The organism is Pseudomonas poae (assembly GCA_028869255.1).
Lineage (GTDB): Bacteria > Pseudomonadota > Gammaproteobacteria > Pseudomonadales > Pseudomonadaceae > Aquipseudomonas > Aquipseudomonas poae_C.
Genome location: CP110972.1, coordinates 1,936,901 through 1,963,206, shown reverse-complemented (window position 1 = coordinate 1,963,206; position 26,306 = coordinate 1,936,901). Strand labels below are relative to the sequence as shown.

At 63.4% G+C, this 26,306-nt stretch carries 22 protein-coding genes; 14 read left to right on the top strand and 8 right to left on the bottom strand.

The genetic code is table 11. The annotated features are described in order from the left end of the window. Positions 1-211: 211 nt before the first annotated feature. Complete coding sequence (locus LRS56_09155) at positions 212-1,294, top strand: LLM class flavin-dependent oxidoreductase (GenBank protein WDU64612.1); 1,083 nt, start codon at positions 212-214, stop codon at positions 1,292-1,294. A 124-nt stretch (positions 1,295-1,418) separates the two neighbouring features. Here the strand turns inward: LRS56_09155 and LRS56_09150 are convergent, their stop codons facing one another. Next, positions 1,419-2,213, bottom strand: coding sequence for a class II aldolase/adducin family protein (locus LRS56_09150; protein WDU64611.1), 795 nt, complete (start codon positions 2,211-2,213; stop codon positions 1,419-1,421). A 110-nt stretch (positions 2,214-2,323) separates the two neighbouring features. Further along, positions 2,324-3,229 carry a LysR family transcriptional regulator gene (locus LRS56_09145; protein WDU64610.1) on the bottom strand — a complete coding sequence of 302 codons (906 nt, stop codon included), beginning with the start codon at positions 3,227-3,229 and terminating at the stop codon, positions 2,324-2,326. A gap of 213 nt (positions 3,230-3,442) precedes the next feature. Between LRS56_09145 and LRS56_09140 the strand changes: the two genes are divergently transcribed. The 11 genes from LRS56_09140 (at position 3,443) to LRS56_09090 (ending at position 16,512) form a co-directional block, all read left to right on the top strand. After that, entirely contained in the window at positions 3,443-4,054 is a 612-nt protein-coding gene (locus tag LRS56_09140) for a cysteine dioxygenase (GenBank protein ID WDU64609.1), read from the top strand. Continuing rightward, positions 4,051-5,634, top strand: a complete 1,584-nt coding sequence (locus tag LRS56_09135; GenBank protein ID WDU64608.1) for a rhodanese homology domain-containing protein — start codon at positions 4,051-4,053, stop codon at positions 5,632-5,634. The genes LRS56_09140 and LRS56_09135 overlap by 4 nt, the downstream gene beginning before the upstream one ends. Positions 5,635-5,729: 95 nt before the next feature. Beyond that, positions 5,730-6,560, top strand: coding sequence for a TauD/TfdA family dioxygenase (locus LRS56_09130; GenBank protein ID WDU64607.1), 831 nt, complete (start codon positions 5,730-5,732; stop codon positions 6,558-6,560). Positions 6,561-6,719: 159 nt separating this feature from the next. Further along, positions 6,720-9,173, top strand: coding sequence for a TonB-dependent receptor (locus tag LRS56_09125; protein WDU64606.1), 2,454 nt, complete (start codon positions 6,720-6,722; stop codon positions 9,171-9,173). Positions 9,174-9,183: 10 nt separating this feature from the next. Continuing rightward, positions 9,184-10,707, top strand: coding sequence for an FAD-binding protein (locus LRS56_09120; protein WDU64605.1), 1,524 nt, complete (start codon positions 9,184-9,186; stop codon positions 10,705-10,707). Between the two features lie 27 nt (positions 10,708-10,734). After that, positions 10,735-11,100, top strand: coding sequence for a 4Fe-4S binding protein (locus tag LRS56_09115; GenBank protein WDU64604.1), 366 nt, complete (start codon positions 10,735-10,737; stop codon positions 11,098-11,100). A 156-nt stretch (positions 11,101-11,256) separates the two neighbouring features. Further along, entirely contained in the window at positions 11,257-12,231 is a 975-nt protein-coding gene (locus LRS56_09110) for an ABC transporter substrate-binding protein (protein WDU64603.1), read from the top strand. Positions 12,232-12,245: 14 nt separating this feature from the next. Further along, the gene (locus tag LRS56_09105) at positions 12,246-13,595 is read left to right on the top strand and encodes an LLM class flavin-dependent oxidoreductase (protein WDU64602.1); all 1,350 of its coding nucleotides are present in this window, start codon (positions 12,246-12,248) and stop codon (positions 13,593-13,595) included. Continuing rightward, positions 13,592-14,275, top strand: a complete 684-nt coding sequence (locus LRS56_09100; GenBank protein ID WDU64601.1) for a peroxiredoxin-like family protein — start codon at positions 13,592-13,594, stop codon at positions 14,273-14,275. Before LRS56_09105 ends, LRS56_09100 begins: the two co-directional genes overlap by 4 nt. A gap of 123 nt (positions 14,276-14,398) precedes the next feature. Further along, entirely contained in the window at positions 14,399-15,568 is a 1,170-nt protein-coding gene (locus tag LRS56_09095; protein WDU64600.1) for an acyl-CoA/acyl-ACP dehydrogenase, read from the top strand. Further along, a complete protein-coding gene (locus LRS56_09090; protein WDU64599.1) occupies positions 15,565-16,512 on the top strand; it encodes a D-isomer specific 2-hydroxyacid dehydrogenase family protein in 948 nt (315 codons plus the stop codon). The genes LRS56_09095 and LRS56_09090 overlap by 4 nt, the downstream gene beginning before the upstream one ends. Before the next feature lie 127 nt (positions 16,513-16,639). Here LRS56_09090 and LRS56_09085 read toward each other — a convergent pair whose 3' ends face one another. From LRS56_09085 to LRS56_09065, 5 genes are all read right to left on the bottom strand, one after another. Beyond that, the gene (locus LRS56_09085; protein ID WDU64598.1) at positions 16,640-17,407 is read right to left on the bottom strand and encodes an energy transducer TonB; all 768 of its coding nucleotides are present in this window, start codon (positions 17,405-17,407) and stop codon (positions 16,640-16,642) included. Next, entirely contained in the window at positions 17,404-17,850 is a 447-nt protein-coding gene (gene tolR / locus LRS56_09080; protein WDU64597.1) for a protein TolR, read from the bottom strand. The genes LRS56_09085 and tolR overlap by 4 nt, the downstream gene beginning before the upstream one ends. 14 nt (positions 17,851-17,864) lie before the next feature. Beyond that, positions 17,865-18,557: a protein TolQ gene (gene tolQ, locus LRS56_09075; GenBank protein WDU64596.1), complete on the bottom strand. Its 693-nt coding sequence runs from the start codon at positions 18,555-18,557 to the stop codon at positions 17,865-17,867. A 47-nt stretch (positions 18,558-18,604) separates the two neighbouring features. Then, positions 18,605-20,470, bottom strand: a complete 1,866-nt coding sequence (locus LRS56_09070) for a phytase (protein WDU64595.1) — start codon at positions 20,468-20,470, stop codon at positions 18,605-18,607. A 67-nt stretch (positions 20,471-20,537) separates the two neighbouring features. Continuing rightward, positions 20,538-23,051, bottom strand: a complete 2,514-nt coding sequence (locus LRS56_09065) for a TonB-dependent receptor (GenBank protein WDU64594.1) — start codon at positions 23,049-23,051, stop codon at positions 20,538-20,540. 388 nt (positions 23,052-23,439) lie between these two features. Between LRS56_09065 and LRS56_09060 the strand changes: the two genes are divergently transcribed. Beyond that, positions 23,440-24,354, top strand: coding sequence for a GGDEF domain-containing protein (locus LRS56_09060; protein WDU64593.1), 915 nt, complete (start codon positions 23,440-23,442; stop codon positions 24,352-24,354). 1 nt (position 24,355) lies between these two features. After that, positions 24,356-25,393 carry an AraC family transcriptional regulator ligand-binding domain-containing protein gene (locus LRS56_09055; GenBank protein WDU64592.1) on the top strand — a complete coding sequence of 346 codons (1,038 nt, stop codon included), beginning with the start codon at positions 24,356-24,358 and terminating at the stop codon, positions 25,391-25,393. On the opposite strand, the gene LRS56_09050 is transcribed toward LRS56_09055, so the two are convergent. Beyond that, entirely contained in the window at positions 25,380-26,261 is an 882-nt protein-coding gene (locus tag LRS56_09050; protein WDU64591.1) for a LysR family transcriptional regulator, read from the bottom strand. The two genes, LRS56_09055 and LRS56_09050, sit on opposite strands and share 14 nt — an antisense overlap. Positions 26,262-26,306 lie beyond the last annotated feature (45 nt).

The following is a 26,306-nucleotide window of genomic DNA, read 5'->3' as shown; positions in this document are numbered from 1 at the left end:
AAAAACCGCCGTGAAAGTCTTTCTGGGAATAACCTAATGCACTCAACATGCAAATTACTGATACATCAAACAATTTATGATTCTGCTTTTTAATAATTAGGTTAGAACCAATCGGCATTTTACAGGCCCTGCCCCTGCCCCTACTTTGGACGCGAATAACCGACCCCCTGCCCGGTGGAGGTGTTAATCCCGCACTCGACAAGGACAGACCATGAGCATTGAATTCATCGGCTATATTGGCGGCCATCACGCTTCCGAGATCCACCCGCGCAGCGGCCCTACCCTGCAACCGGACTACGTGGAAACGGTGGCCCGCGCCCACGAAGAGGCGGGGTTCGACCGCGCCCTGGTGGCGTTCCACTCCAATAGCCCGGACAGCACGCTGATCGCCTCCCATGCCGCCAGCGTCACCAAAAAGCTGCAATTCCTGATTGCCCACCGCCCAGGCTTTTCCCAGCCCACCCTGGCTGCACGCCAGTTCACCACTTTGGATGTATTCAACGGCGGGCGCACGGCCGTGCATATCATCACCGGCGGCGACGACCGCGAGCTGCGCGCCGATGGCAGCCATATCGGCAAAGACGAACGCTATGCCCGCACCGACGAGTACCTGAGCGTGGTGCGCCAGGAATGGACCAGCGAACAGCCGTTCGACTTTACCGGCACCTACTACCAGGTCGAAGGCGCGCACTCCACGGTGAAGTCGCCGCAGCAGCCGCATATCCCGCTGTATTTTGGCGGCTCCTCCCAGGCGGCAATCGAAGTGGCGGGCAAACATGCCGACGTGTACGCGCTGTGGGGTGAAACCTATGAGCAGGTGCGCGAGATCGTGACCCAGGTGCGCGCCGAAGCGGCCAAGCATGGGCGTACGATTCGCTTCAGTTTGTCGCTGCGCCCTATCCTCGCCGAGACCGAAGAACTGGCATGGGCGCGTGCCGAGAACATCCTGCAGCAGGCCACAGCGCTGGCCGAGAAGAATGGCTTTGTACGGCGTGAACCGCCGAATGAGGGCTCGCGGCGGTTGCTGGCGGCAGCGGCGCAAGGGTCGCGGCTGGATAAGCGCTTGTGGACCGCGATTGCCGGGTTGCTGGGGGCGCAGGGTAACTCGACCTCGCTGGTGGGCACGGCTGAGCAAGTGGCTGAGGCGCTGGTGGATTACTACGACCTGGGGATTACCACGTTCCTGATCCGTGGGTTTGATCCGCTCAATGATGCGATTGATTACGGCAAGCGCTTGATCCCCCTCACCCGCCAGCTGATCGCAGAGCGCGAGCAGGCCAAACAGGTCGCTTGAACGCACCGCCGATACAAATGTGGGAGCGGGCTTGCTCGCGAAAGCGGTGAATCAGTCAATGTACCCGGTGACTGATACTCCGCCTTCGCGAGCAAGCCCGCTCCACAGGGACCCCTATTTCAAATCAGTTTTTGTAGTCGGTATCGCTACGCTCCAACTGCCGAATCAACGCATTCCAATGCCGCGCCACCCCCGGGCCTTCGCCGCTGCTGTGCGCCTTGGCCTGTTCTTCGACTTTCGCCACCACTTGCGCGGGCGGGAAGATCAATTCCGCATTCCCTGCCGCCTGCGCCGCGACCTGGATATTGCAGGCACGCTCCAACTGCTGCAGTTGCTGAAAGGCGTGCTCAACGCTCACTCCCGCCGTCAGCAAGCCATGGTTGCGCAGGATCATCACGCTCTTGTCGCCCAAATCCGCCACCAACCGCTCACGCTCGTCCAGGTCGAGCGCGATGCCTTCATAGCCGTGGTACGCCACGCGCCCGGAAAAACCAATGGCGTGCTGGGAGATCGGCAGCAGGCCGTCTTTCTGCGCCGACACCGCAATGCCGTCGCGGGTGTGCGTGTGCAGCACCGCTTGCAAGTCGTGGCGCGCACCGTGGATGGCGCTGTGGATCACGTAGCCGGCGTAGTTGATGCCAAGGCCGGTGGGGTCATCGACGAGGGTGCCGTCGAGGTCGACCTTGACCAGGTTGGACGCGCTGATTTCATCGAACAACAACCCGAAGGCGTTGATCAGGAAATGCTCCTCCGGCCCCGGCACGCGGGCGGAGAAATGGGTGTAGATATGGTCGGTCCACTTGTACAAGGCCGCCAGGCGATAGGCGGCGGCCAGTTTCACGCGCACTTCCCATTCTTCTGGAGTGACGCGCTGGCGAACATTGCTGGAGACACTGGAGATCGAGGTGACGCTGCTCATGGCAAAACTTCCTGGATGGCCTTAAGGACTTCCAGGCAAGCCTAGGGGATGCAAAAAAATAATAAAAAGCACATTTTAATCTAAGCTAATTATTATATTTTTTATGATCCTCAGGCCGCGTTGCGGATCTTGTGCAGCGACGCCGCCACCAGCTTGCCGAAGGCATCCACCGGCCCCTGCAGGTTGCCGAGGAAGTGTGGGTAGATCAGCCACAGGTCCATCACCGGTTTGAAGTCCTTGAGCGGCATCACCGCCAGTTGTTCACGGTGGGCGCTGCGCTCCAGCAATGGCCGTGGCACCAGGCCCAGACCCAGCCCGTCAGCCACCAGGCCCAACTGCAGCTCGGTACCGAAGGTTTCCAGATTCACCCGCAGCGCCAGGCCCTGGTCGGACAAGGTGCGCTGCAGACCCGCACGGAAACCGCAGCCGTCCGGGTTCAGAATCCAACCGTTCTGGTACACGTCCGCCAGCTTGCAAGGCTTTTTCGGCAACTGGGCCTTGGCGCAGACCACCACCAATTCCATCTTGCCAATGGACTCGCCGACCACGTTATCCGGGAAGATCTTGCCCGCAGGGAACAGCGCCGCCGCCGCATCCAGCTCGCCGCGCTCGATCTTGCCCACCAGCTGGCTGCCCCAGCCGGTGGCGACCTGGGCGCGCAAGTCAGGGTATTCGGTGCGCAGGTGCTTGAGCGCATCCAGCAACACCACATCGCCAATGGTCTGCGGCACGCCCAGGCGCAACAGGCCGGTCGGCGGTGCATCGGTGGCCACCAGTTCGCGCAGGGCGTCCATCTCGCGCAGGATCAGCCGGCATTGCTCATAAACGCGGGTGCCGATCAGCGTAGGTTTGAGGGGCTTGGTGTTACGGTCGAACAACTCCACCCCCAGCGCCTGCTCGAAGTTCTGCACGCGGCGGGTAATCGCCGGCTGGGTCAGTTGCAACGACTCGGCGGCATGGCTGATGGACTGGCAACGAATCACTTCGACAAAGGCATCGATATCGTCAATTTTCATTTGGGCCGCACATAGAGAACAGTCATTAAGATGTGTGCGAAGCATAGTTGCAGGAACGCTGCCTGGATAGCCCGCGCTGCAATCGATAACGTCTAACGCTATGCAGGTCGGTTCTAAATTACCTTCGGCTATAAGCTAATCATTAAAAAATAGCATATTAACTATAAACATTATGCTTAGATAAACCCATCACCACCGAACATTGGAAGTGCCATGACCCAGGCCCGACACCCCGAGAGACTCAGAGCCTTTATAGGCGCCCTGGCGGAATTGATCGACGGCAATCCACGCGAAGGCGACCTGTTGCACCGTGGCGGCAAGCTGCTGGCGCAACTGGTCAGCCATGATGACTGGCTCCCCGACGAATTTGCCCAACCCGACCCCGAGCGCTACCAGCAGTTCCTGTTGCATGCCGATTCGCGCCAGCGCTTCAGCATCGTCAGCTTTGTGTGGGGCCCGGGGCAAAGCACACCGATTCACGACCACCGGGTGTGGGGTTTGATCGGCATGTTGCGCGGGGCGGAATTTTCCCAGGGTTTCGAGCGCGCCCCCGACGGCAGTCTGGTTGCCGAGGGCAAGCCGATTCAATTGGTGCCGGGCCAGGTTGAGGCGGTGTCGCCCAAGGTCGGCGATATCCACCAGGTGAGCAATGCCCACAGCGACCAGGTGTCCATCAGTATTCATGTGTACGGCGCCAATATCGGTGCGGTGCGCCGTGCGGTGTACCAGCCCGACGGCAGCGAGAAACTGTTTATCTCCGGTTATTCCAACGCCTACCTCCCGAATATCTGGGATTTGTCCAAAGAAAAGAGCCCTGCCCTATGAGCACCGTATCGACTACCCGCTTCGCCCTGATTCGCCAGGCCCTGTTGGACTCTGCAGAAGTCGCCCTGGTCGACGTGCGCGAAGAAGCGCCGTTTGCCGAGTCCCACCCGCTGTTCGCGGCAAATATCCCGCTGTCCAAGCTGGAACTGGAGGTGTATTCGCGCATTCCACGGCGCGATACCCAGGTCGTCGTCTACGACAACGGTGAGGGCCTGGCCGCCCGCGCCGCGCACACCCTGATCGCACTGGGCTACACCCAGGTCAGCCTGCTTGAAGGTGGGCTGGAGGGTTGGCGCAAGGCCGGTGGCGAGCTGTTTATCGACGTCAACGTGCCGAGCAAAGCCTTCGGCGAACTGGTGGAAAGCGAGCGCCACACCCCATCGCTGGCGGCTGAAGAAGTGCAAGCGCTGCTCGACAGCCAGGCCGATGTGGTGGTGCTCGACGCCCGCCGTTTCGACGAATACCAGACCATGAGCATCCCCACCGGCATCAGCGTACCCGGTGCCGAACTGGTGTTACGCGCCCGTGAACTGGCGCCGGACCCGGCCACCCGCATCATCGTCAACTGCGCAGGGCGCACCCGCAGCATTATCGGCACCCAATCGCTGATCAATGCCGGCGTGGCCAACCCGGTCTCGGCGCTGCGCAATGGCACCATCGGCTGGACCCTGGCCGGGCAGAAACTCGCCCACGGCCAGTCGCGCCGCTTTGCACCGACCTCGGAGGAACATCGCCAGATCGCCGCCGTCGATGCGCGCCGCGTCGCCGACAAGGCCCGTGTTGGCCGCGCCAGCCTGGCCGACCTGCACGCCTGGCAGCAGCAAACCACGCGCACCACCTACCTGTTCGATGTGCGTACCCCGGAAGAATTCGAAGCCGGCCACCTGCCCGGCGCACGCTCCACGCCGGGCGGTCAACTGGTGCAGGAAACCGACCATGTCGCCAGCGTACGCGGTGCGCGGCTGGTGCTGGCGGATGACGATGGCGTGCGCGCCAATATGTCCGCCTCCTGGCTGGCCCAACTGGGCTGGGAAGTGCATGTACTGGATGATTTGCAAGCGGCTCATTTCAGCGAAAAAGGTGCCTGGGTTGCCCCGGTGCCCACCCCGCCCCAGGCCGAGCTGATCAGCCCGCACACCCTCGCCGACTGGCTGGGCCATGGCGACACCGTGGTGCTGGATTTCACCGCCAGCGCCAACTATGTAAAACGCCATATCCCCGGTGCCTGGTGGGCGCTGCGTGCGCAACTGCCCGCTGCCTTGGCCAAAGTGCCTGCCGCGCAGCGTCATGTGCTGACCTGCGGCAGCAGCCAACTGGCGCGTCTGGCGGTGGCCGAGGTCGAGGCCATCACCGGCAAGCAAGTGTTCCTGCTGCAGGACGGCACGGCCGGCTGGATCAACGCGCAGTTACCGCTGGAAGAAGGTGAAACCCACCTGGCTTCGCCGCGTATCGACCGCTACCGCCGCCCGTACGAAGGCACCGACAACCCCAAGGAAGCCATGCAGGCGTACCTGGATTGGGAATTCGGCCTGGTCGACCAACTGGCCCGCGACGGCACCCATGGTTTCTACGTGATCTGATCCACCCAACCCCGCCTGCATCCACCACGGGTGCAGGCCCTACATCCGACCCCTCTCCAGGCGGAGGCTGAACCCACACACGAGAGGACACCCGCATGACCCTGCATATCACCCGCCTGGAACCCACCATCGGCGCCGAAATCGCCGGTATCGACCTGCGCCGGCCGCTGACCTCGGCCCTGCGCGACGAACTGCGCCAACTGTTGCTCACGCACAAGGTGCTGTTCTTTCGCGACCAGGCCATCAGCACCGAACAGCAGATCGCCTTCGCCAAGGAATTCGGCGAGCTGTACGTGCACCCCACCACCCAGCAAAACGACCCGGCGCGCCCCCAGGCGCACCTGATCGAAGCCCAGGACGAGCGCAAGCTCTATGGCCCGCGCACCAGCGGGCGTTGGCACACCGACACCAGCTGGCTGCTGCAACCCACCCTCGGCGCGGTACTGCGTGCGGTGGATCTGCCGGAAGTCGGCGGCGACACCCTGTGGGCCGACACCGGCGCCGTCTACCGGGCGCTGCCGGATGAACTGCGCGACGAAATCGACAACCTCTACGTGGTGCACGACTTCAAGAAGGCCCTGGACAAGGTCGGCTACGACTACCCGATCCTCGCCCACCCGCTGGTGCGCACCCACCCGGAAACCGGTGAGGACGGCCTGTTCATCAACTTCTCGCAGAACCCCTCGGTGATCGGTTGGACACCCCAGCAAAGCAAGCAACTGATCGACCGCCTGCTGCAAGAATTCAACAAACCGGAACACCAGGTACGCTTCAAATGGCGCCCCGGCTCGGTGGCGTTCTGGGACAACCGCTCCACCCTGCACTACCCGGTCTACAACTACGGCGACTACCCGCGCCGTATGGAACGGGTGCTGATTGCCTATGACGATATTCCGCATCGGGTAAGGGCTGCCAACGCGGCCTGATCATTTTTTCAAAGCCCAACACAGATCCAATGTGGGAGCGGGCTTGCTCGCGAAAGCGGTGGTTCAGCCTGCCCATGTGTAGCTGACACACCGTATTCGCGAGCAAGCCCGCTCCCACAGGGGGTCGGCGGCGTTCTATCGTCTTCAGGAATCTGCTCCATGCCCCCAATTCGCTTTCAATACTGCGCAGCCGCGTTGAGCTTGCTTGCCGTCAGCCTGCCGGCCCACGCCGAAGCCCCCGACAAAACCCTCGGCACCGTGGTCGTTACCGGCAACCGTGGCAACCAGGCCCGCACCATCGCCGACAGCCCCTCGCCGATCGATGTGATCAGTGCCGAACAACTGCAGGCCAGCGGCAAGGTCGGCCTCAAGGAACTGCTGGCGCGTCTGCTGCCGTCGTTCAACCTGCCGGCAATCAACGGCGGCGGCACCTCGTGGTCGGTGCGCGGGGTGACCATGCGCGGGCTATCCGGGGACCAGGTGCTGGTGCTGGTCAACGGCAAACGCCGCCACAACACCGCGCTGATCAACAACCTGGCGCGCATCGGCACGGCGGCGGTGCCGGTCAACCTGGACCTGATCCCGGTGTCGGCCATCGATCATATCGAAGTGCTGCGCGACGGCGCCTCCGCGCAATACGGTTCGGATGCGATTGCCGGGGTGATCAATATCATCCTCAAGGAAAACGACAGCGGCGGCAGCGCCGAAACCTCGTTCGGTCGCTACGGCGCGGGCGACGGCGACACCGTGCACCAAACCGTCAACTACGGCCTGGCCCTGCCCAACGACGGCTTCGCCAACCTGGCGCTGGACAGCAAGGAGCAGGAGCCTTTCAACCGCACCGGCAGCGCCACCGGCCGCCTCTACGGCACCGCCGCCGCGCCCGACAGCCGTGACCAGAGCGTCAGCCGCCACGGCTGGAACCCCAGCTACGGCCTGGGCCGCGAAAAGGTCACCAACGCCAGCTACAACCTCGAATTGCCGCTGCAGGACGACCTCAAGTTCTACTCGTTCTCCACCGCCAGCTATATGGAAACCACCAAGGTCACCGGCAACTACCGCCCCAACGAAATCACCTCGCTGGCCGGCGACCCGAACACGCCCTACCCCGACGGCATCCACGCCCAGCGGCGCAACCGCACCAAGGATTTCCAGGTGGCCGGCGGCTTCAAGGGACTTGTCGGCGGCTGGGATTACGACATCAGCTCCACCTGGGGCGAAGACGATTCCACCCTCAATGCCAACAACACCCTCAACCCGTCGCTGGGGCCGACAAGCCCCACATCCTTTAACCTGGCCTCGCAGATCTTCGACCAGTGGACCAACAACCTGGACCTCAGCCGCACCTTCGATATAGGCCTGAGCCACCCGCTGCAAACCGCGTTCGGCTTTGAGTATCGCTGGGAGAAATACCAGATCGAGGCCGGTGACTATGCGTCGTATACCCCCGGCAATTACGTGCTGCCCAGCGGACCGTTCGCCGGGCAGACGCCCCTGCCGGGCCTGGCGTCGTACAACGGTACCAGCACCGCGGATGCCGGCGAAATCAGCCGCAGCAACGTCGCCAGCTACCTCGACCTGGGGCTGGACGTCACCGACCGCTGGTACATCGGAGCCGCCGCCCGCTACGAGCGCTACACCCAGGACATCGGCAGTACCTGGAGTGGCAAGCTGTCGACACGCTTCAAGCTCACGCCTGAATTTGCCCTGCGCGGCACGATCAACAATGGCTTTCGTGCGCCGTCGTTGGCCCAGACCATTTACGCCTCGTCCACCTTCACCTCCGGCGGCGTGGTCAACGGCCAGCAGGTCTCGGTGCCGGTCAAGGTGCTGCCGGTGGACACCGCCGAAGCCCAGGCCCTGGGTGCGGAAAAACTCAAACCCGAGAAGTCGCTGAACTACAGCCTCGGTTTCACCTACGAGCCGACCCCGAATTACCGCCTGACCACCGACCTGTACCAGATCGGCATTCGTGACCGCATCGTCTCCACCAGCCTGCTCGGCGGCCATGCGGTGTCGCAGATCCTGGTCGCCAACGGCCTGTCGCCGGGCCTGTATGCGCAGTACTACACCAACGCCGTCGACACCCGCACCCGTGGCATCGACATCATCAACGAATACCGCCAGCAACTGGACCAGTACGGCCAGGTGCGCTGGAGCCTGGCCTATAACTGGAACCAGACCAGGATCGAAAAACTCCAGGACACCCCGCCCGCACTTGCCAGCCTGGGCTCCAATTACCAGATCTTCGACCGGCGCCTGCAAAAGGACCTGACCGTCGCCACCCCGCAATCCAAACTGATCCTGGCCGCCAACTGGAAGGTCACCGCCTACACCCTCAACCTGGCCCTGACCCGCTTCGGCAGCTACACCGAGGGCGACAACAACCCCATCAACGATCGCAAGTTCAGCGCCAAATGGATCAGCGATGTCGACGCCGCCTACGACATCAGCAAGCACTTCACCGTGGCCCTGGGCGCCAACAACCTGTTCAACGTGTACCCGGACAAAAAAGGTATCAAGGACTGGGGCGGCGCCTATGAATACGGGCAGTTCTCGCCGTTCGGCTTCGGCGGCGCGTATTACTACACACGCCTGGCGTACAACTTCTGAGGGCTGGGTGATGACTGAATTGAGCTGTGATGTATTGATCGTCGGCGGTGGCCTGGCGGGCACCTGGGCCGCCATCGGCGCCGCCTGCGAAGGCGTCAAGGTGATCCTGGTGGACAAGGGCTACTGCGGCACCAGCGGCGTCACCGCTACCGCCGGCCCCGGCCACTGGTGGGTGGCGCCAGACGCCCGCGAAGCCGCGATCGACAAACGCCTGGCCACCGCCTTCGGCCTGGCCGATGCGCGCTGGATGGCCCGCGCCATCGACACCACCTGGACCAGCCTGCCGGGCCTGCGCGACTACTACGACTTCCCGCAGAACGAACAGGGCGAGACCCAGTACCGTGGCCTGCGCGGCCCGGAATACCTGCGCGGCCTGCGCCGTCGGGTGCTCGACAACGGCGTGACCATTCTCGATCACCACCCCGCCCTGGAACTGCTGCGTGACGACCACGGCGCAGTCGTCGGCGCACGCGGTTGGCGGCGCCAGGCCGGGGGCGACTGGTTGATCCGCGCCGGCGCGGTGGTGCTGGCCACCGGCGGTTGTGCGTTCCTCTCGCGCCTGCTGGGCAGCCATACCAACACCGGCGACGGCTACCTGATGGCGGCCGAAGCCGGCGCCGAGCTGTCGGGCATGGAGTTTTCCAACTACTACTGCATTGCGGCCGCGGGCAGCAGCATGACCCGCTCGATGGTCTACAGCTTCGGCGAATACTTCGATGCAGCGGACCGCCCGCTGGGGATCGCCACCGGCCCAGGCTTCACCGAGGACCTGGCCAAGGCCCTGCTGAATGGCCCGGTGTATTGCCGCCTGAACCAGGTACCGCCGCACATCCGCGCCCAACTGCCGAGCATCCAACCCAACCTGATGTTGCCGTTTGACCGACGCGGGGTTGACCCGTATCGCGAGCGATTTGCCGTGACCCTGCACCCCGAGGGCACCATCCGCGGTGTCGGCGGTTTACGGCTGATCGACGACGATTGCCAGACCACAGTGCCCGGCGTATTCGCCGCCGGTGATGCCGCCAGCCGCGAGCCGATTGCCGGCGCCACCTCCGGCGGCGGCGCACAGAACTCGGCGTGGGCCTTGTCCACCGGGCAATGGGCCGGGCGTGGCGCGGCGCAACTGGCTCGCCTCAGGCTGGCGTATCACGGCGCACTGCGCGGCTTCGACGGCGCTGCGGGTGGCGATGCTGAACTGCTTCGACGCATCCAGGCCGAAGTCCACCCGCTGGACAAAAACCTGTTTCGCTCAGGCGGTCAATTGCAACGCTCACTGCGTGAACTGGACAACATCTGGGACCAGGTCAGCGCAGGCGCTTCCCCCACCGTTAACCCCCTGCGCGCCCGCGAAACCGCCGCCATGGCCGCCACCGCCCGCTGGTGCTACACCGCCGCCGCCCTGCGCAAGGAGAGTCGCGGCATGCATCAACGCAGCGACACTCCTGTGCAGAGCGCCCTGTATGACGCGCATCTGCGGCTGTCCGGCGTGGCGCACGTCCAAGCGCGCTTCGATCCACTTTTATCCAGCCAATGAATGCCCCCTGTGGCGAGGACTCCAACCATGCTCGAACTGATCTACTCCGACCTGTGCAACGGCTGCGGCCAGTGCGTCGCGGTGTGCCCCACCAATGTGCTGGCGCTGAACGCCCAGGGCACGCTGCGCATCGCCGAGCAGCAGGCGTGCCAGACCTGTTTCATGTGCGAGTTGTATTGCAGCAGCGACGCGCTGTACGTCGACCCGGACGTTGAGCAACTGCGCCATCCCGACCCGGTGGCGGTGCGTGAAGCGGGCCTGCTCGGCCAGTACCGACGGGATTCCGGCTGGGATGAATGGGCGGATGACCCACGCCATCGCAATGAACATTGGCGCATGGACGGGATTTTCGCAGTGGCACGCGGCATACCACCAAATGCATTTAGAGAATAATCAGACAATACATAATCAATTATTTTAATAATTAACTTATAACCAAAAAGAACTTCACAGCGAGTTTTTATGGGAATAACGTTAACCCCTCACCGACCCCTTCTCCAGGCGGAGGTAACCAAAGCCCTTTTTAGATCTGCCTGGAGCCTGCATCCCATGGTCTTTAGCACCCCATTCAAACGCCTGCTCCTGGGTACCGCCCTGGCCCTTGGCCTGGCGTCTGCCGCCCACGCTGCCGACCTGCAACCGCTGCGGGTGGCCAATCAGAAATCCACGATCAAGGCGCTGCTGGAGGTCTCCGGCGAAAGCAAAAATGTGCCCTATGAAATCCAGTGGTCGGAATTCCCGTCCGCCTCGCCTCTGGGCGAAGCCCTGAATGCCGGCGCTGTGGATATCGGCGCCTTGGGCGATGCGCCTTACGTGTTCGCCCTCGGCGCCGGCGCGTCGCTCAAGGTGGTCAGCATCATCCACGCCGAAGGGCGTAACACCACCGCCGTGCTGGTGCCCAAGGATTCGCCGATCAAGACGGTGGCCGACCTCAAGGGCAAGAAGATCGTCACCGGGCGTGGGTCCATCGGGCACTACCTGGCAATCAAGGCCCTGGCCAGCGCCGGGCTGACCACCCAGGATGTGCAGTTCATTTTCCTGCTGCCCAGCGAGTCGCGCCTGGTGCTGGATAACGGCACCGCCGACGCCTGGGCCACTTGGGACCCGTACACCACCGTGGTCACCTCGCAAAGCCAGGCGCGCGTGCTGATCAGCGGCAACCAGCTGTTGAGCAATCACCTGTACCTCGCCGCCACCAGCCAGGCCATCGCCGACAAGCGCCCGCAGCTGGACGATTTTGTTGCGCGGCTGGACCGCGCCTACGCCTGGGCCAACACCCATCCCAATGAATACGCCGCCGCCCAGGCCAAGATCACCGGCCTGCCGCTGGCGGTGCATGTGGAAGTGGCCAAGGACACTCGCCTGACCCCGGTGGCCATCGACGATTCAGTTATCCGCGGTTTGCAAGCGACCGCCGACACCTACCAACAAGAAGGCCTGCTGACCAAGCACATCGACGTGTCCCAGGGCTTCGACAAGAGCTTTAACGCCAAGCGTGTCCCACTTTCCCAAGCATCGCGCTGATACAGGAGCAGAACATGAGCAAGCCACGCCATCTGAAATTGGGTGCAATGGTCCACGGAGTCGGCCACGGCTGGGGCGAATGGCGCCACCCGAACGCCCAACCGAATGCCAGCACCAGCTTCGGTTTCTACAAGCAGCAGACTGAACTGGCCGAAGCCGCCAAATTCGACTTCGTGTTTATCGCCGACAGCCTGCATATCCACGCCAAATCCAGCCCGCACTACCTGAACCGCTTCGAGCCGCTGACCATTCTCTCGGCCCTCGCCGCGTTGACCACGAATATCGGCCTGGTGGCCACCGTGACCGTCAGCTACACCGAGCCCTACCAGGTGGCGCGTCAGTTCTCGTCCCTGGACCATATCAGCGGCGGCCGCGCCGGCTGGAACGTGGTCACCTCCTGGCTGAGCGGCACCGCCGACAACTTCGGCAAAGCCGAGCACCCGCCGCACGCCGTGCGCTACCGCATCGCCAAGGAGCACTTGAACGTGGTCAAGGGCCTGTGGGACTCCTGGGAAGACGACGCCTTTGCCTATAACAAGCAAAGCGGCGAGTTTTTTACCCCGAGCAAGCTGCATGCGCTGAATCACAAGGGCGAGTTTTTCTCGGTCAAGGGCCCGCTGAATATCGCGCGTTCGCGCCAGGGCCAACCGGTGATTTTCCAGGCGGGCACTTCGGAAGACGGGCGCAATTTCGCGGCGCAGAACTCCGACGCAATCTTTGTGCATGTGGAAAGCATTGAGGAAGGCCTGGCCTACACCCAGGACCTGAAACGCCGCGCCAAAGGCTTTGGCCGTGACCCCGACAGCCTGTCGATCCTGCCGGGTATCCGCCCGATTGTGGGGCGCGATGAGGCCGAGGTGGAAAGCCGCTATCAGCAGGCGGTGGAGCTGGTCACCGTGGAAGACGCGATCGTTGCGCTCGGCCGTCCATTCAATGACCATGATTTCAGCAAATACCCGCTGGACGAACCCTTCCCGGAGCTCGGCGACCTGGGTTCCAACAGCCAGAAAGGCGGCTCCGACCGCATCAAGCAACTGGCCAGGGACGAGGGCCTGACCCTGCGCGAAGTGGCGCTGCGTTTCTCACGCCCCAAACGTGATTTTGTCGGCACCCCGGAGCAGGTCGCCGATGCGATCCAGACTTGGTTCGAGCGCGGCGCCAGCGATGGGTTCATCATCAATTCGGTGCTGCCGGACGGCTTGCAATACTTCACCGAACTGGTGGTGCCGGTGCTGCAACAGCGCGGTCTGTTCCGCACCGAGTACACCGGCCACACCCTGCGCGACAACCTCGGCCTGGAGGTGCCAGCCAACCGCAACAGCGTCGCCGCCGAGGTTGAAGAAGCACAGGAGGCGCTGGCATGAGCGAATCCCTCAACCGCCAATTGGCCGACCTGCATGCCGAGCGCGTAGCCACCTGGGCACCGGCGGCGTTGCAGATCAATATCGACCAGCGCCAGCGCCTGGTCGATGAAGCACGGCCTGAGGACTACGTGCAGGTCGGCGATGAACTGGACCCGTTCACGTTGCTTAACGTGGAAGGCGGCGAGCTCAGCCGTGACCTGTTGCTGGCCGACGGCCCGGCGGTGCTGATTTTTTTCCGCTTTGCCGGGTGCCCGGCGTGCAACATCGCCCTGCCCTATTACGCGCGCCAACTCTATCCGCGCCTGCGTGAGCTGGGAGTGCCGCTGGTGGCAGTGAGCCCGCAAGTGCCTGAACGCCTGGTGGAGATCAAGACCCGCCACACCTTGCCATTGCTGGTGGCCAGTGACCCCGACAACAACCTCGGGCGCCGCCTGGGCATCCTCTACAGCTTCGACGAGGCTTCACGCAATGCTGCGTTGGCCAAGGGCAACCACATTGGTGAAACCACCGGCACCGGCACCTGGGAGTTGCCGCAACCGACCGTGGTGGTGATCGCCGGGGACGGCACCGTGGCGTACGTGGAAGTGAGCCCGGACTGGTTGGTGCGCACAGAGGCCGAGCCGGTGTTGCAGGTGGTGGAGCGCTTGTTGGGCCAGCAGCCTGTGCGCATCGCTATCTGAGACCACAATCCCCTGTGGGAGCGGGCTTGCTCGCGAATGCGGTATGTCAGAAAACATATTTATTAACTGAACCACCGCATTCGCGAGCAAGCCCGCTCCCACATTTTTACCGAGTACATTCTTATGACCCAACCGTCTCTACGCTCCGTAGAAGTCGCCAACTTCGAAGCCCTGCTCGAACGCCTCAGCGCCGAGCTGGCGAGCACCGCGCACCTGTATGACGAGAGCGGCGCCTTCCCCCACGCCAACTTCAAGCTGCTGCAGGAGCACGGCCTGGTGGCCCTCACCGTGCCCAAGGCCCTGGGCGGCGGTGGTGCCAGCCTGCCCCAGGCGCGCAAGGCGATCAGTGCGATTGCCAAGGGTGAGCCGTCCACCGCGCTGATTCTGGTGATGCAGTACCTGCAGCACACCCGTCTGCAAGACAGCAAAACCTGGCCTCAGCACCTGCGTGTACAGGTCGCCGAGGACGCGGTACGCCATGGCGCTTTGATCAACGCACTGCGCGTCGAACCCGACCTCGGCACTCCGGCGCGAGGCGGGTTGCCGGCGACCACCGCCGTGCGTACGGCCGAAGGCTGGCGCATCAGCGGGCGCAAGATCTACTCCACTGGCAGCCATGGCCTGAGCTGGTTCAGCGTATGGGCGCGCAGCGATGACGCCGACCCGCTGGTGGGCGCCTGGCTGGTGCCCAAGGACAGCCCGGGGGTGAGCATCATCGACACCTGGGACCACTTGGGCATGCGCGCCACCTGCAGCCATGAAGTGGTGCTCGACAATGTGCTGGTACCTCTCGACCACGCCGTCAGCGTGAGCCCCTGGAGCGCGCCGCAGCCGGAGCTGGATGGCGACGGGTTCCTGTGGATGTCGGTATTGCTGTCGTCGGTGTATGACGCAGTGGCCCAGGCTGCACGGGACTGGCTGGTGAATTGGCTGGAGGCGCGCAAGCCGTCCAACCTCGGCGCCGCGCTGTCGACGTTGCCGCGTTTTCAGGAAACCGTCGGCCATATCGACACCCTGCTGTTTGCCAACCGCAGCCTGCTCGACGCCGCCGCCGAAGGCCACACCCCGGCGGCCAACGCCGCGCAGTTGAAGTACCTGGTGACCAACAATGCTATCCGTGCGGTCGAGCTGGCCATCGAGGCCTCCGGCAACCCCGGCCTGTCGCGCCATAGCCCGCTGCAACGGCATTACCGCGACGTGTTGTGCAGCCGCGTGCATACCCCACAGAACGACGCCGTGCTGCAAGGCGTCGGCAAAAGCGTGTTCGCCCAACGCCAGAAGGAACGCACATGAGTCAGGTGATTATTGCCAGCCAGTTGGACGAAGATTACAACGACGTACTTCGCGAGCGCCTAGCCGCGATCCGGCCCGACGCCCAGGTGATCGGCGTACCCGCAGGCGTGCCGAGCGACCTGCCGCCGCAGGCCAATATCCTGTTGCTGCGCCCGATCAACGTGCGCGGCTACACCGCCCCGGACACCCCGCCACCGGGCTGGCCATACGGCGCGCAATGGGTGCATCTGGTCTCGTCGGGCATCGACTTTTACCCGCACTGGCTGTTCAACGGCCCACCGGTGACCACCTCTCGCGGCAGCGCGGCCGATAACCTGGCCGAATTCGCCCTGGCGGCGATCTTTGCCGCGTCCAAGCACTTGCCGGATATCTGGGTGAAGGACGCGCAGTGGAATTTCACCCCCCTGCGCCCGCTCAAGGGCACCACCCTGGGCATCCTCGGGTTTGGCGCGATTGGCGCAAGCCTGGCGCACAAGGCCCTGGCACTCGGGATCAAGGTCGTGGCTTTGCGGCAAAGCCAGGCGCCATTTGGCGTCGAAGGCGTAGAAGCCGCCACGGATATCCACGACCTGTTCGCCCGCGCCGACCACCTGGTGGTGGCCGCCCCGCTGACCGAAGCCACCCGGCATATCATCAACCGTGACGTGCTGGGCAGCGCCAAGCCGGGGTTGCACTTGATCAACATCGCACGGGGCGGCCTGCTGGATCAGGCGGCGCTGTTGGAAGCGCTGGATAACGGGCAGATCGGGCTCGCGTCGCTGGACGTGACCGAGCCGGAGCCACTGCCGGATGGGCATCCGTTGTACACCCACCCAAGGGTGAGGCTGTCGCCGCATACGTCGGCGATTTCGACCAATAGCCGCAACGAGATTGCGGATACCTTTCTGGCGAATCTGGAGCGGTATATCGACGGCCGGACGCTGGCGAACCTGGCGAATTCATAACGCCTGATAAAGGTCAAAATGTGGGAGCGGGCTTGCTCGTGAAAGCGGTGTGTCAGTATCAGATCTGCTGACTGACACCCCGCTTTCGCGAGCAAGCCCGCTCCCACATTGGCTCGTGGGTGAGGCATCACTTGATGCGGTAGTGGAAGGTATTGCGCACCGCCGGCACGGCCACGGGCTTGCCGTCAACGATTCTTGGCTGGTAGCGGAAGGTGTTCGCCGCCGCCAGTGACGGTCGGATAAACAGCGGGTGGCAGCCGTCCAGCACCTTGGGGTTTTCCACGCGGCCTTGTGGGTTCACGGTGTACTCCACCGAGCAGTCGCCTTCGATGTTCTTGTCCAGGGCGCGCTCGGGGTAGTCCGGGGCCTCCTTGCTCAAGGGTTGGTACTGGCGGGTGTCGAAGGCCGGTGTCGGGGCGGGCACGGGTGTGGCGGCGCGGGCTTTTTCCGCTGCCAGGCGTTGTTCGGCCAGGCGCTGTTGCGCAAGCTCACGGTTGCGTTGTTCGGTGGCCAGGCGCTGCTGCTGTTGCTCGACTTGCCTTTCCTCGACCCGCTTGCGCGCCAGGGCGGCCTTCTCGAGTTTTTGCGCCTGGATCTGTGGGTCGACGCTGGGCTTCACCGGAACCGGTATCGCGACCGGTTCCGGCGGTGGCGGCGCAACGGCCACCGGCTCTGGCGCCGGGGCAGGCGCCGGGGGCATCATCACCAGTTGGGTGTGCATCACCCGTGGCGCCTCCACTGCCGGTTCCTGCGGTGCCCAGCCCAGCATCAGCACTGCCAGCACGCCCACGTGCAGGGCCACCGCCAGGCTTGCAGCAACGCTGTTTCTCCAGAACCCGGCGTTGTCCCGGGGCGCCATCGCAAGCGTTGGGCTGTGCATGATCATCGCCGTCATTGCGGGGCCTCGGTCACCAGCCCCAGGTTGCTTACACCGCCTTTTTGCAGCACCGCCATGGCGGCCACCACGCGGCCATAACCGGCGTTATCGTCGGCGCGGATGTACACCTGGGTGTCGCTGCGGGCCGCCACCACTTGCATGACCTTGGCACCCATTTCATCCAGGGTCACGGCGCTGTCGGTCTGGTGCCGGGTGTCGAGTTCAGCGCCCAGGTTCCAGTAGTAACCGCCATCGGCCTTTACCGACAGCGTCAGAATCTGCTGACGGGTGTCGGTGGCCAGTGCCTCGGCGGCGACCTTGGGCAGGTCGATTTTCACCCCCTGGGTCAGCATCGGCGCAGTAACCATAAAGATCACCAGCAGCACCAGCATCACGTCGATATACGGCACCACGTTCATCTCGGCCTTGGGCCCGTGCTTGCGTTGCGGCCTTACTAGCATGGGAGCGCTCCTGTTCAGGCGGCCGCGGCCAGGTTGATCGGCGTACCGCGCAGGGTGCGGTGCAAACGCACTTGCAGCTCGTTGCCGAAGGCGTAGTAGCGGGTCAGCAAGGTCTGGCTGCGCGCCGCAAAACGGTTATAGGCGATCACCGCAGGGATGGCGGCAAACAGGCCGATGGCCGTGGCGATCAGCGCTTCGGCAATGCCCGGCGCGACGGTGGACAAGGTCGCCTGCTGCACCTGGGACAGCCCCAGGAACGAATTCATGATGCCCCACACCGTGCCGAACAGGCCGATGTAGGGGCTGACCGACCCCACCGTCGCAAGAAATTGCAGGCCCTTTTCCAACTCGACTTCCTGCTCGGTGATCGCCACCTGCAAGGCGCGCTCCACGCCTTCCAGCACCGCCGGGTCATGGTTATGCAGGTGCTGGTATTCCTGCACGCCGGCGAGAAAAATCGGCGCGACGCCAGCCTCGCCCGCTTGCACGGTTTCGCGGTACAGCACCTGCAAGTCGGGCGCTGCACGAAAGCGCTGGGTAAAGGCGTTCATCTGGCGCTCCAGGCGGCGCAATACGCCGCCGCGCTGGATGATCAGGTACCAGCTGAGCAATGACGCCAGCAGCAAGGTGACCATCACGGCCTTGACCAACAGGCTGGCGTCGCTGATAAGGCCCCAGATCGTCATATGTTCCATCGTCGCGTGCATGGTGGATCTCCTATTCGAATGAAAACTGATGACCGAGTGATGACGGCTCAGGGCAATTTCAGGCCGCGGGTCACATCGGCCCAAGGCACAAACTTGAAGTTCTGGGTTTGCTCGGGCATGCGCTTGCGGCCGTCCTGCACCACCAGCATGCCCTGGTTCCATGGCCCGCCAAGGTTGATGGCGGTCACTTCCAGGCCGTCGGTTTCCGAGGCACCATCGATGCCGGCGGCGGCGTTCAGGCCAACGCGGAAAGCGCCGTGCGCGGCAAACGGTGGTTCGGCATCCACCACCAGGTAGCTGTCATTGCCTTGGCTGGAGATCACCAGGTAATCGCGTTTGTCGCTCTGATACAGCGCCAGCCCCTCGACGTCCGCATGCAATTGCGCGCCAACCTTGATCACGCTGGTCAGGGTTGCCGGCTGGTCGGCGCGGGCATCCACGGCCCATACGCCCACGTCTTCCTCGCCGATAAACAGGCGCTGGCGCTGGTCGTCGGCCACACAGCCTTCGGGCTGGCTGTCGACCTTGAACTGGCGCACCAGCTCGCCCTGCACACGGCCGTCCGGCGCGCTCAGGCGGTATTGCAAAAAGGTGCCGTCCTTGCCGTTGGCAATCGCGTAGATCTCACCGCTGGTCGGCTGGAACAGGCAGATGCCGTAAATTTCCTTGAGCGGCGTGGAGACTTCACCCGCTTCGCGCAGCTCGCCGCTCTGACGGTCAATGCTGAACAGGCTCAGGCTGTTGTGATCGCGATTGCTCGCCACGGCCAGGTCGACCGTTTGCTGGCCGAGCTTGAAGTTGGGACGTACATCAACGTTGTTGAGCCGGCCCACCGCCAGTTCCTGCAACAGCTTACCATCGAGGTCATAGGTCAGCAGGCCCTGCTTCTTGTTGGTGCCGAGCACGCGGCTATGTGCCGGTTGCGCGGGGTTTATCCAGATCGCCGGGTCATCTGCCGCATCCCCCTGACGGCCGACCGGGTCGCTCTGGCGCAGCGCCGCGACTTCCGGCAGCACCGGCGCCGCCGCGACCGGCTTGGCCTGCCAGCCAAGCGTGGCCTGGTACAGCTTGCCGCTGTCGTCGTCACGCACCAGCAACTGCCGGCCGTTGACCGCCAGTTGTTCTGGCTCTTTCAGGCCGGGCAGGCTCAGGCTCGCTTGCTCCACCCAGCGCTCGCCGGTTTGCTGGAACAGGTGCAGTTGCGCGGTCTTCGGGTCCAGCGTGACCACACCGCCCGGCACCAGCGCCATGGCGCCGGCCTCACGCTTGGGGTTGTCGAACAGGGCCACCGGGGTGCGTTTGACATCGGCTTCCGGGTGCGCCGGGTAGGCCCACCAGCCGACATTCTCTTCATTCACCACCAGTTGATTCGACGCGTCATCCACCTGGCAAAACTGCGCCGACGGCGGCAATGGCACACCGCGTACGCGCTGGGGTTCGGTCAGCAGTGTCGAGCCATTGCCTACCAGCCATTGCTCGCCCTTGCCCTCCTCACCCACCAGAAACACAAACAGGTTGGCCGCCGAGTCGCGGTACAGGCACAGGCCGTTCACCGGGTAATCGCGGGTGGGCAGGTACAGGGGCTTGCCGAAGTTTTTGGTGGCGGTATCCAGGTAGATCAGCAGGGCTTGCTGGCGATCATTGTCGAGGCTGGCCACCAGCACCTGGGCACCGACGGCACGGGTGTCGAGGCTGCTGAAATTGCCGTTGAAACGCGCCAGTTCGGCGCCCTTGTTGTCGAGCAGTTGCAGGCCGTCACGGGTGCCGGCGGCCAGGCGTTCGCTGCCGTTGGGCAGGAAGGCCACCGCCTCGGCATTCAGGCTGGGGGCCCAGGGGCTCAGGGCCAAATCAGCGGCCATGGCGTGGCCACAGGTGGCCAGGGCGATCAGCAGGTACAGCTTGGAAATTCTCATGAACAAACAAGTCCTTCGAAAACAATGGAGATCTAATGTGGGAGCTGGCCTGCCAGCTCCCACATGCTCAGAAATGGGTGAAGGTCAGGCCGAGCTTGTAGGTGGGGCCGTACTCTTCGTATTGGCCGTTGTAGCTGCGGTGGCCGGTGTAGACGAAGTACGACTCGTCGGTGAGGTTCTGGGCCTCGAAGCTGACTTGCAGGTTCTTGGTCAGCGAGTAGCGTGCGCTGAAATCGACGAAGGTCTGCGCGTCGACGTGCAGGTCGTGGGCCTTGTCATTGATCGAGGCCAGCTCGTACAGGTAGGCCGACTTGTAGTTGGCCGACAGGCGCAGGCTCAGCTTGTCGTCTTCCCAGCCGAGCATCAGGTTGCCGACGGTGTCCGACTGGTTGGGCAGGCTGATGTTGCGTTTACGGTTGGTGCCGCTGGCAGCGTCGAAGCCTTCGATATCCGCGCTGGAGCGGCTGAAGGTGCTGTTGGCGCCGATCAGCAGGCCGTTCCAGGGCGCCGGCAGCCAGTCGAATTTCTGCGAGTAAGCCAGTTCCAGGCCATAGAGCTTGGCGCTGTCGCCGTTGGCGTAGGTGTGAGCCTCGGCGAAGTTGGTCCAGGCGCCGGTCCCGGCGAGGTCGGTGTTGTAGACGAAGTTTTTGATGTCTTTGTAGAACACGAACGCCGACACGGTACCGGCGCGACCCATAAAGTGTTCGATGCCCAGGTCCAGGTTGCTCGACTCCAGGGGCTTGAGGTCCGGGTTGCCGAAGGTCGCCTCGTCATCGTCGATCACAAACCCCGGGGCCAGCTGGCCGAAGGTCGGGCGCACCACGGATTTGGTCCAGGCCGCGCGCAACTGGGTGTTCTTGTTGATCTGGTAACGCGCATGCAGGCCCGGCAGCCAGTGGTGATATCGGCGCTTGGTCGCGGTATCAGTGAACACGCCATCGGTGGCGCCGGTGCCCTTGGCTTCGAACTCGGTGCCCTCGTAACGCAGGCCGGCAATAAAGCGCCAGTCGTCGATATCGAGGGTGTTCATCAGGTAGCCGGCGTTGATGTCTTCGCGGATGGTGTAGTCGTTGACCCGCGATTCGGTGGCGTCATAAAAGTCCGCCGGGTTGAGGCTGCCGATCAGCTGCTTGATGGCGCTGGGGCTGATGCCGGGGCCGTAATTGCCGAGGCGATAGTCGACGCTGCCCTTCTGGAACCGCGTGAGGTTGAGTTGGTCGTCGGTAAAGCCCTGGGTGTCGAAGTCTTCGTATACCCAGGCCTCCAGGTCGTTGTCCTTGTGACGGCGGCTGACCTTGCCGCCGAATTTGACCTGGGACGCATAGCCGCTCAGGTCATAGTCACGGGCCAGGTCCAGACGCAGGTTTTTCTCGGTGTCCTTGGTGTTCTGTTTTTCCCAATCGACTTTGTCGAGGGTGAAGTTGCTGGCATCGTAGAAGCCGGCACCGATGATCGGGCGCGGTTTGTCCTGGTCATAAAAGCCGCTGTTGGCGAAATCCCCGCCGTCGAAGGTGGCACCGGCGATATGGGCCGGGCTGTCTTCGCTGGATTGGCTGTAGCCGGCCTGGCCGCTTAAGGTCCACAGGCCGAGCATGCGCTCGCCGCCGAACACGTAGGACTGGATCTTCTGGGTTTCCTCGCGGTTCTTCAGCTTGCGCTTGCCCTCGGCATCGCCCAGCTCGCCGGGGGCTTGGGGGTCGGCAAACTCGATGCTGGTGGAGTTGCGGGTTTCAGTGTCTGTGTAGCGGCTGTAGAGGGTGCGCAGGTAGTAGCTGCTGAGGTCATCGGGCTTGTAGTCGAAGTTCAGGCCACCGCCGGCGCGTTCGCGGCTGATGTCGTAGTCGCGTTGTTCGAACTCGTTGAGTTTGGCGCCGTCGGTGAAGTCCCAGGCGCCGCCGGTTTCGACGTTGTCGGAGCCGAAGTCGCGCTTCTGCCAACTGAGCGCCGCGGCCACGCCGAAGTTATCGATGCCGTCGCCGAGGCTGAAGCGGTTGCTGGCGGCACCGGAGAATTTCGGGCTGGTCTGGTGGGTGTTCTTGTCGTAGCTGGCTTCGGTGCTGCCGGTGTAGAACAGACCCTTGTGATCGAAGGCCGACAGGCTTTGCACATCGACGGTGCCGCCGAGGGAATTGGCGTCCATGTCCGGGGTGAGGGTCTTGATCACCGACAGCGACTGCACCAGCTCCGAGGGCAATACATCAAGGGCCACGGCACGCCGTGCGCTTTCCGGCGCGGGCACCAGGGTGCCGTTGATGGTCACGCTGTTGAGGTCGGGGCCCAGGCCGCGCACGCTGACAAAACGCCCTTCGCCCTGGTCGCGTTCCACGCTGATACCCGGCAGGCGCTGCACCGCTTCGGCGACGTTTTCATCCGGCAACTGGGCCACGCCGTCGGCATGCACCACACTCTTGATGCTGTCGGAGCTGCGCTGTTCTTTGAGCGCCTGGTCGATGGCGGCGGCCTGGCCGACCACTTCGACATGCTCGGTGGCGGCCGCCTCGGCTGCATTGAGCCGCTCGCTGGCCATCGCCAGGGCCAAGGCGGTAAGCGTGAAGCTTAAGAGCCCGGTGCGCTTGTACATGCAATCCTCCCCAAGAATCCGTTGGCGCCAGGCAAGAGGCCCGGCAACTGGGAGGGCAAGCTAGGGGTGGGGGATGACGGTTCTGTGACAGGGGGTGGCGGGAAGCACTGTAAACCGGGGCTTAGAGGGGCTTGAAGCGAACAAATGAGCTGAATTGACTCCAATCCAATGTGGGAGCTGGCTTGCCTGCGATAGCGGTGGATCAGCTAATCCAGCTCTAGCAGACAGAGCGCTTTCGCAGGCAAGCCAGCTCCCACATTGGATCTGTGTTTGTCTGAAAAATGTATTTATGCCATGAGCTGATTCGACCCACCCCCAGCGTCACGCAACCGTCACATGCATCTGCTGTGCTGGCGCCCATCGCTTATTTACCCAAGGACTCGCGGCCATGTTTTGCGTGCTCAAACCTCACCGCTGGAAACTCATCCTGCTGCTGGTCGCCGCCAATCTCGGCCTGATCCTGCACCTGGCCTGCGGCGAGCTGAAAACCGTCAGCGAATGGGTATGGCTGGATATCTTCGGCGAAGGCGGCTCCGCCCTGCTCGCCCTGGTCTGGCTGGGGCTGGTGCTGAAAAGCCGCCCCGCCGGGCGCGTCACCAATTACCTGGCGCTGGGCCTGTCGTGCATCTTTTTCTCGTGGTGGATCGACAGCCTCGACGAATTTATCCGCCTGCCCGACAGCATCACCTGGGACCACTGGCTGGAGTCCGGGCCGATGCCGGTGGGCATGATCCTGCTGACCATCGGCATCTACCACTGGCACCGCGAACAGCTGGCGATCAGCGCGCAAATGGAGAAGCGCGAGCGGCTGTTCCGCGAGCACCGGTTGTTCGACAAACTCACGCCCCTGGCCGGCGCCGATTACCTCAAGCGCCAGCTGGCCGACAGCCTGCAAGACAGCCGCGAGCAGCAGCAACCACTGTCGCTGCTGGCCCTGGACCTGGACAATTTCGCCGCCATCAACCAGGCCTACGGGCATGCCGAGGGCGACGCGGTGTTACAGGCGCTCAGCCATTTGCTGTTGCTCAACCTGCGCCGCCAGGACCTGCTGTGTCGTCTGGCCGGCGACCGTTTTGTGGTGCTGCTGCCCAATACCGGCGAGCGCCAGGCCCAAGGGCTCGCGCTGGAGTTGCAGCAAGCGGTACGCGGCCTGGCCCACAAAACCCGGCTGCACGGTGAGCGCCTGCAATTGGCGGCGACCACCACCGTGGTGATGGCCCTGGATGAACCGCCCCACGACTTGCTCAAGCGCCTGAACCTGGCGCTCGCCAGGGCCAAGCAACCACTGGCGAAAAGTGCCTGAGATGGCCGTGAAAACCAGTTGGTACGAGAGCGACAGCCGCTTTATCCCGGGGCATTACCAACCCGCCACGCTGATCGACCTGGCCTTGTCCCGTGACATCGACAGTCATCGCCTGCTGCGCGGCACCGGGCTGTTCCACGAGGACATCCTGGCCGGCCAGGCGCGCTTGAGCCCGCAGCAATTTTTTGGGTTGATCGGCAACAGCCGTAAATTACTCGACGCCGACGACAGCAGTTTTCTGTTTGGCCAGCGCCTGCTACCCGGCTATTACGGTGCGGCCAGCCATGCCCTGGGCCATGCACAGAACCTGCATCAGGCGCTGGACATCCTGATCCAGCAACAGGTGCTGCTCAGCCCCTTGGTCACCCTGCAGCTGGAGCTGGATGAGCACCATGCCTACCTGTATTGGCTGGACAGTTGCGGTGCCGGCGAGCACTGGCGCTTCCTGCTGGAGGCCAGCATGACCTCGCTGGTTGCCATGAGCCAATGGCTCAGCGGCGAGCGCCTGCCCTGGGCGTGCAGTTTCAGCCATGCCGAACCGCGTTATGTCGAGCAGTACTGGGTGCATCTGGGGGAAGGCACACGCTTCGAACGCCCGCTGGACATGCTGTGCATCCCCCGCGAATACCTTACCCATGCCTGGCCCGGCGCATCGGCCACCGCCGGCCAGGTCGCCCGCCGGCAAGCCTGCGAGCAGATCGAACAGTTGGGCTTTGCCGGCAGTTTTCTCGACTGCCTCTACGACTACTTGCGCGATCAGGTTCGCCAGCCGCCCAGCCTGGAGCAGGCCGCCCAAGCCTTCGCCATGAGCCCGGCGACCCTCAAGCGCAAGCTGCACAAGCACGACACCGGCTATCAGCAACAGGTGGACCGCGTGCGCAAGCAGGTGGCGTTGCACCTGTATCAGGTCAAGGGCTACAGCAATGAGGAAGTGGCCGCATACCTGAACTTCAACGATGCGGCCAACTTCCGACGCTCATTCAAGCGCTGGACCGGCAGCACGCCGAACCTGATCCGTCAGCTGTTCAACAGCCACTAGACAGGCGCTCGCGCAGGAACTCCACCAGTGCCTGCACCGGCCGTGAGCTTTGCCGGTGCTGGGGATACACCGCCGACAGGGTCAGGGCCTCGGGGGCGAAGTCATCCAGTACGGTGACCAGGCGCCCGTCTTTCAAGGCATCGCCGACGATAAACGTCGGCAAATACGTGACCCCTAGACCCGCGATGGCGGTATCGCGCAGCAGATCGCCGTTATTCACCCGCATGCGCCCGCTGACATTCAGTGCCTGCAACTTGCCTTTGAAGCGCCATTGCACCTGGCGGCCATGGCCGTAGGGCAGGCAGTCATGCTCGGCGAGGTCATCGGGTTTTTGCGGGGTGCCACGCAACGCCAGGTACTCCGGGCTCGCGCAATACACCCGTGGAATACTCGCGATACGGCGGGCAATCAAGGTGGAGTCTTCCAGGGTGCCGATGCGCAGCACCAGGTCATAGCCTTCGCCGATCAGGTCCACGGGGCGGTCGCTGAGATCGACTTCCACCGACACCTGCGGGTGGCGCTGCAAAAACAGCGGTAACAGACAGCCCAGGTGCGCCATGGCAAACGACAGCGGCGCACTGAGGCGCAGGGTGCCACGCGGCTCGCTGTTCTGCCCGGCGATGCCCTGCTCCACTTGCTCGACTTCACCGAGCAGGCGCAAGGCCGATTCGTAGTAACTCTGCCCCAGGGGCGTGACATCCAGGCGGCGCGTGGAGCGGTTGAGCAGGCGCACGCCGAGGCGATCCTCCAGCTGGATCAGGCGGCGGCTGACAAATTGCTTGGACAGGCCGAGCTGTTCGGCGGCGGCGGTAAAGCTGCCGGACTCCATGACCTGGCAGAACAGGCGCATGTCTTCGAAGGGGTTCATTGTCGCTTCTCGGTGGACGATCGGCTGATTTATAGCCTGTCAGTG

Bases quoted from the DNA above. Each gene is read 5' to 3' on its own strand.
- LRS56_09090 (WDU64599.1), top strand. From the start codon at position 15,565: ATGAGTCAGGTGATTATTGCCAGCCAGTTGGACGAAGATTACAACGAC.
- LRS56_09095 (WDU64600.1), top strand. From the start codon at position 14,399: ATGACCCAACCGTCTCTACGCTCCGTAGAAGTCGCCAACTTCGAAGCC.
- LRS56_09070 (WDU64595.1), bottom strand. From the start codon at position 20,470: ATGAGAATTTCCAAGCTGTACCTGCTGATCGCCCTGGCCACCTGTGGC.
- LRS56_09130 (WDU64607.1), top strand. From the start codon at position 5,730: ATGACCCTGCATATCACCCGCCTGGAACCCACCATCGGCGCCGAAATC.
- tolR (WDU64597.1), bottom strand. From the start codon at position 17,850: ATGCTAGTAAGGCCGCAACGCAAGCACGGGCCCAAGGCCGAGATGAAC.
- LRS56_09145 (WDU64610.1), bottom strand. From the start codon at position 3,229: ATGAAAATTGACGATATCGATGCCTTTGTCGAAGTGATTCGTTGCCAG.
- LRS56_09115 (WDU64604.1), top strand. From the start codon at position 10,735: ATGCTCGAACTGATCTACTCCGACCTGTGCAACGGCTGCGGCCAGTGC.
- LRS56_09125 (WDU64606.1), top strand. From the start codon at position 6,720: ATGCCCCCAATTCGCTTTCAATACTGCGCAGCCGCGTTGAGCTTGCTT.
- LRS56_09100 (WDU64601.1), top strand. From the start codon at position 13,592: ATGAGCGAATCCCTCAACCGCCAATTGGCCGACCTGCATGCCGAGCGC.
- LRS56_09155 (WDU64612.1), top strand. From the start codon at position 212: ATGAGCATTGAATTCATCGGCTATATTGGCGGCCATCACGCTTCCGAG.
- LRS56_09050 (WDU64591.1), bottom strand. From the start codon at position 26,261: ATGAACCCCTTCGAAGACATGCGCCTGTTCTGCCAGGTCATGGAGTCC.
- LRS56_09085 (WDU64598.1), bottom strand. From the start codon at position 17,407: ATGACGGCGATGATCATGCACAGCCCAACGCTTGCGATGGCGCCCCGG.
- LRS56_09105 (WDU64602.1), top strand. From the start codon at position 12,246: ATGAGCAAGCCACGCCATCTGAAATTGGGTGCAATGGTCCACGGAGTC.
- LRS56_09055 (WDU64592.1), top strand. From the start codon at position 24,356: ATGGCCGTGAAAACCAGTTGGTACGAGAGCGACAGCCGCTTTATCCCG.
- LRS56_09120 (WDU64605.1), top strand. From the start codon at position 9,184: ATGACTGAATTGAGCTGTGATGTATTGATCGTCGGCGGTGGCCTGGCG.
- LRS56_09140 (WDU64609.1), top strand. From the start codon at position 3,443: ATGACCCAGGCCCGACACCCCGAGAGACTCAGAGCCTTTATAGGCGCC.
- LRS56_09065 (WDU64594.1), bottom strand. From the start codon at position 23,051: ATGTACAAGCGCACCGGGCTCTTAAGCTTCACGCTTACCGCCTTGGCC.
- tolQ (WDU64596.1), bottom strand. From the start codon at position 18,557: ATGCACGCGACGATGGAACATATGACGATCTGGGGCCTTATCAGCGAC.
- LRS56_09135 (WDU64608.1), top strand. From the start codon at position 4,051: ATGAGCACCGTATCGACTACCCGCTTCGCCCTGATTCGCCAGGCCCTG.
- LRS56_09110 (WDU64603.1), top strand. From the start codon at position 11,257: ATGGTCTTTAGCACCCCATTCAAACGCCTGCTCCTGGGTACCGCCCTG.
- LRS56_09060 (WDU64593.1), top strand. From the start codon at position 23,440: ATGTTTTGCGTGCTCAAACCTCACCGCTGGAAACTCATCCTGCTGCTG.
- LRS56_09150 (WDU64611.1), bottom strand. From the start codon at position 2,213: ATGAGCAGCGTCACCTCGATCTCCAGTGTCTCCAGCAATGTTCGCCAG.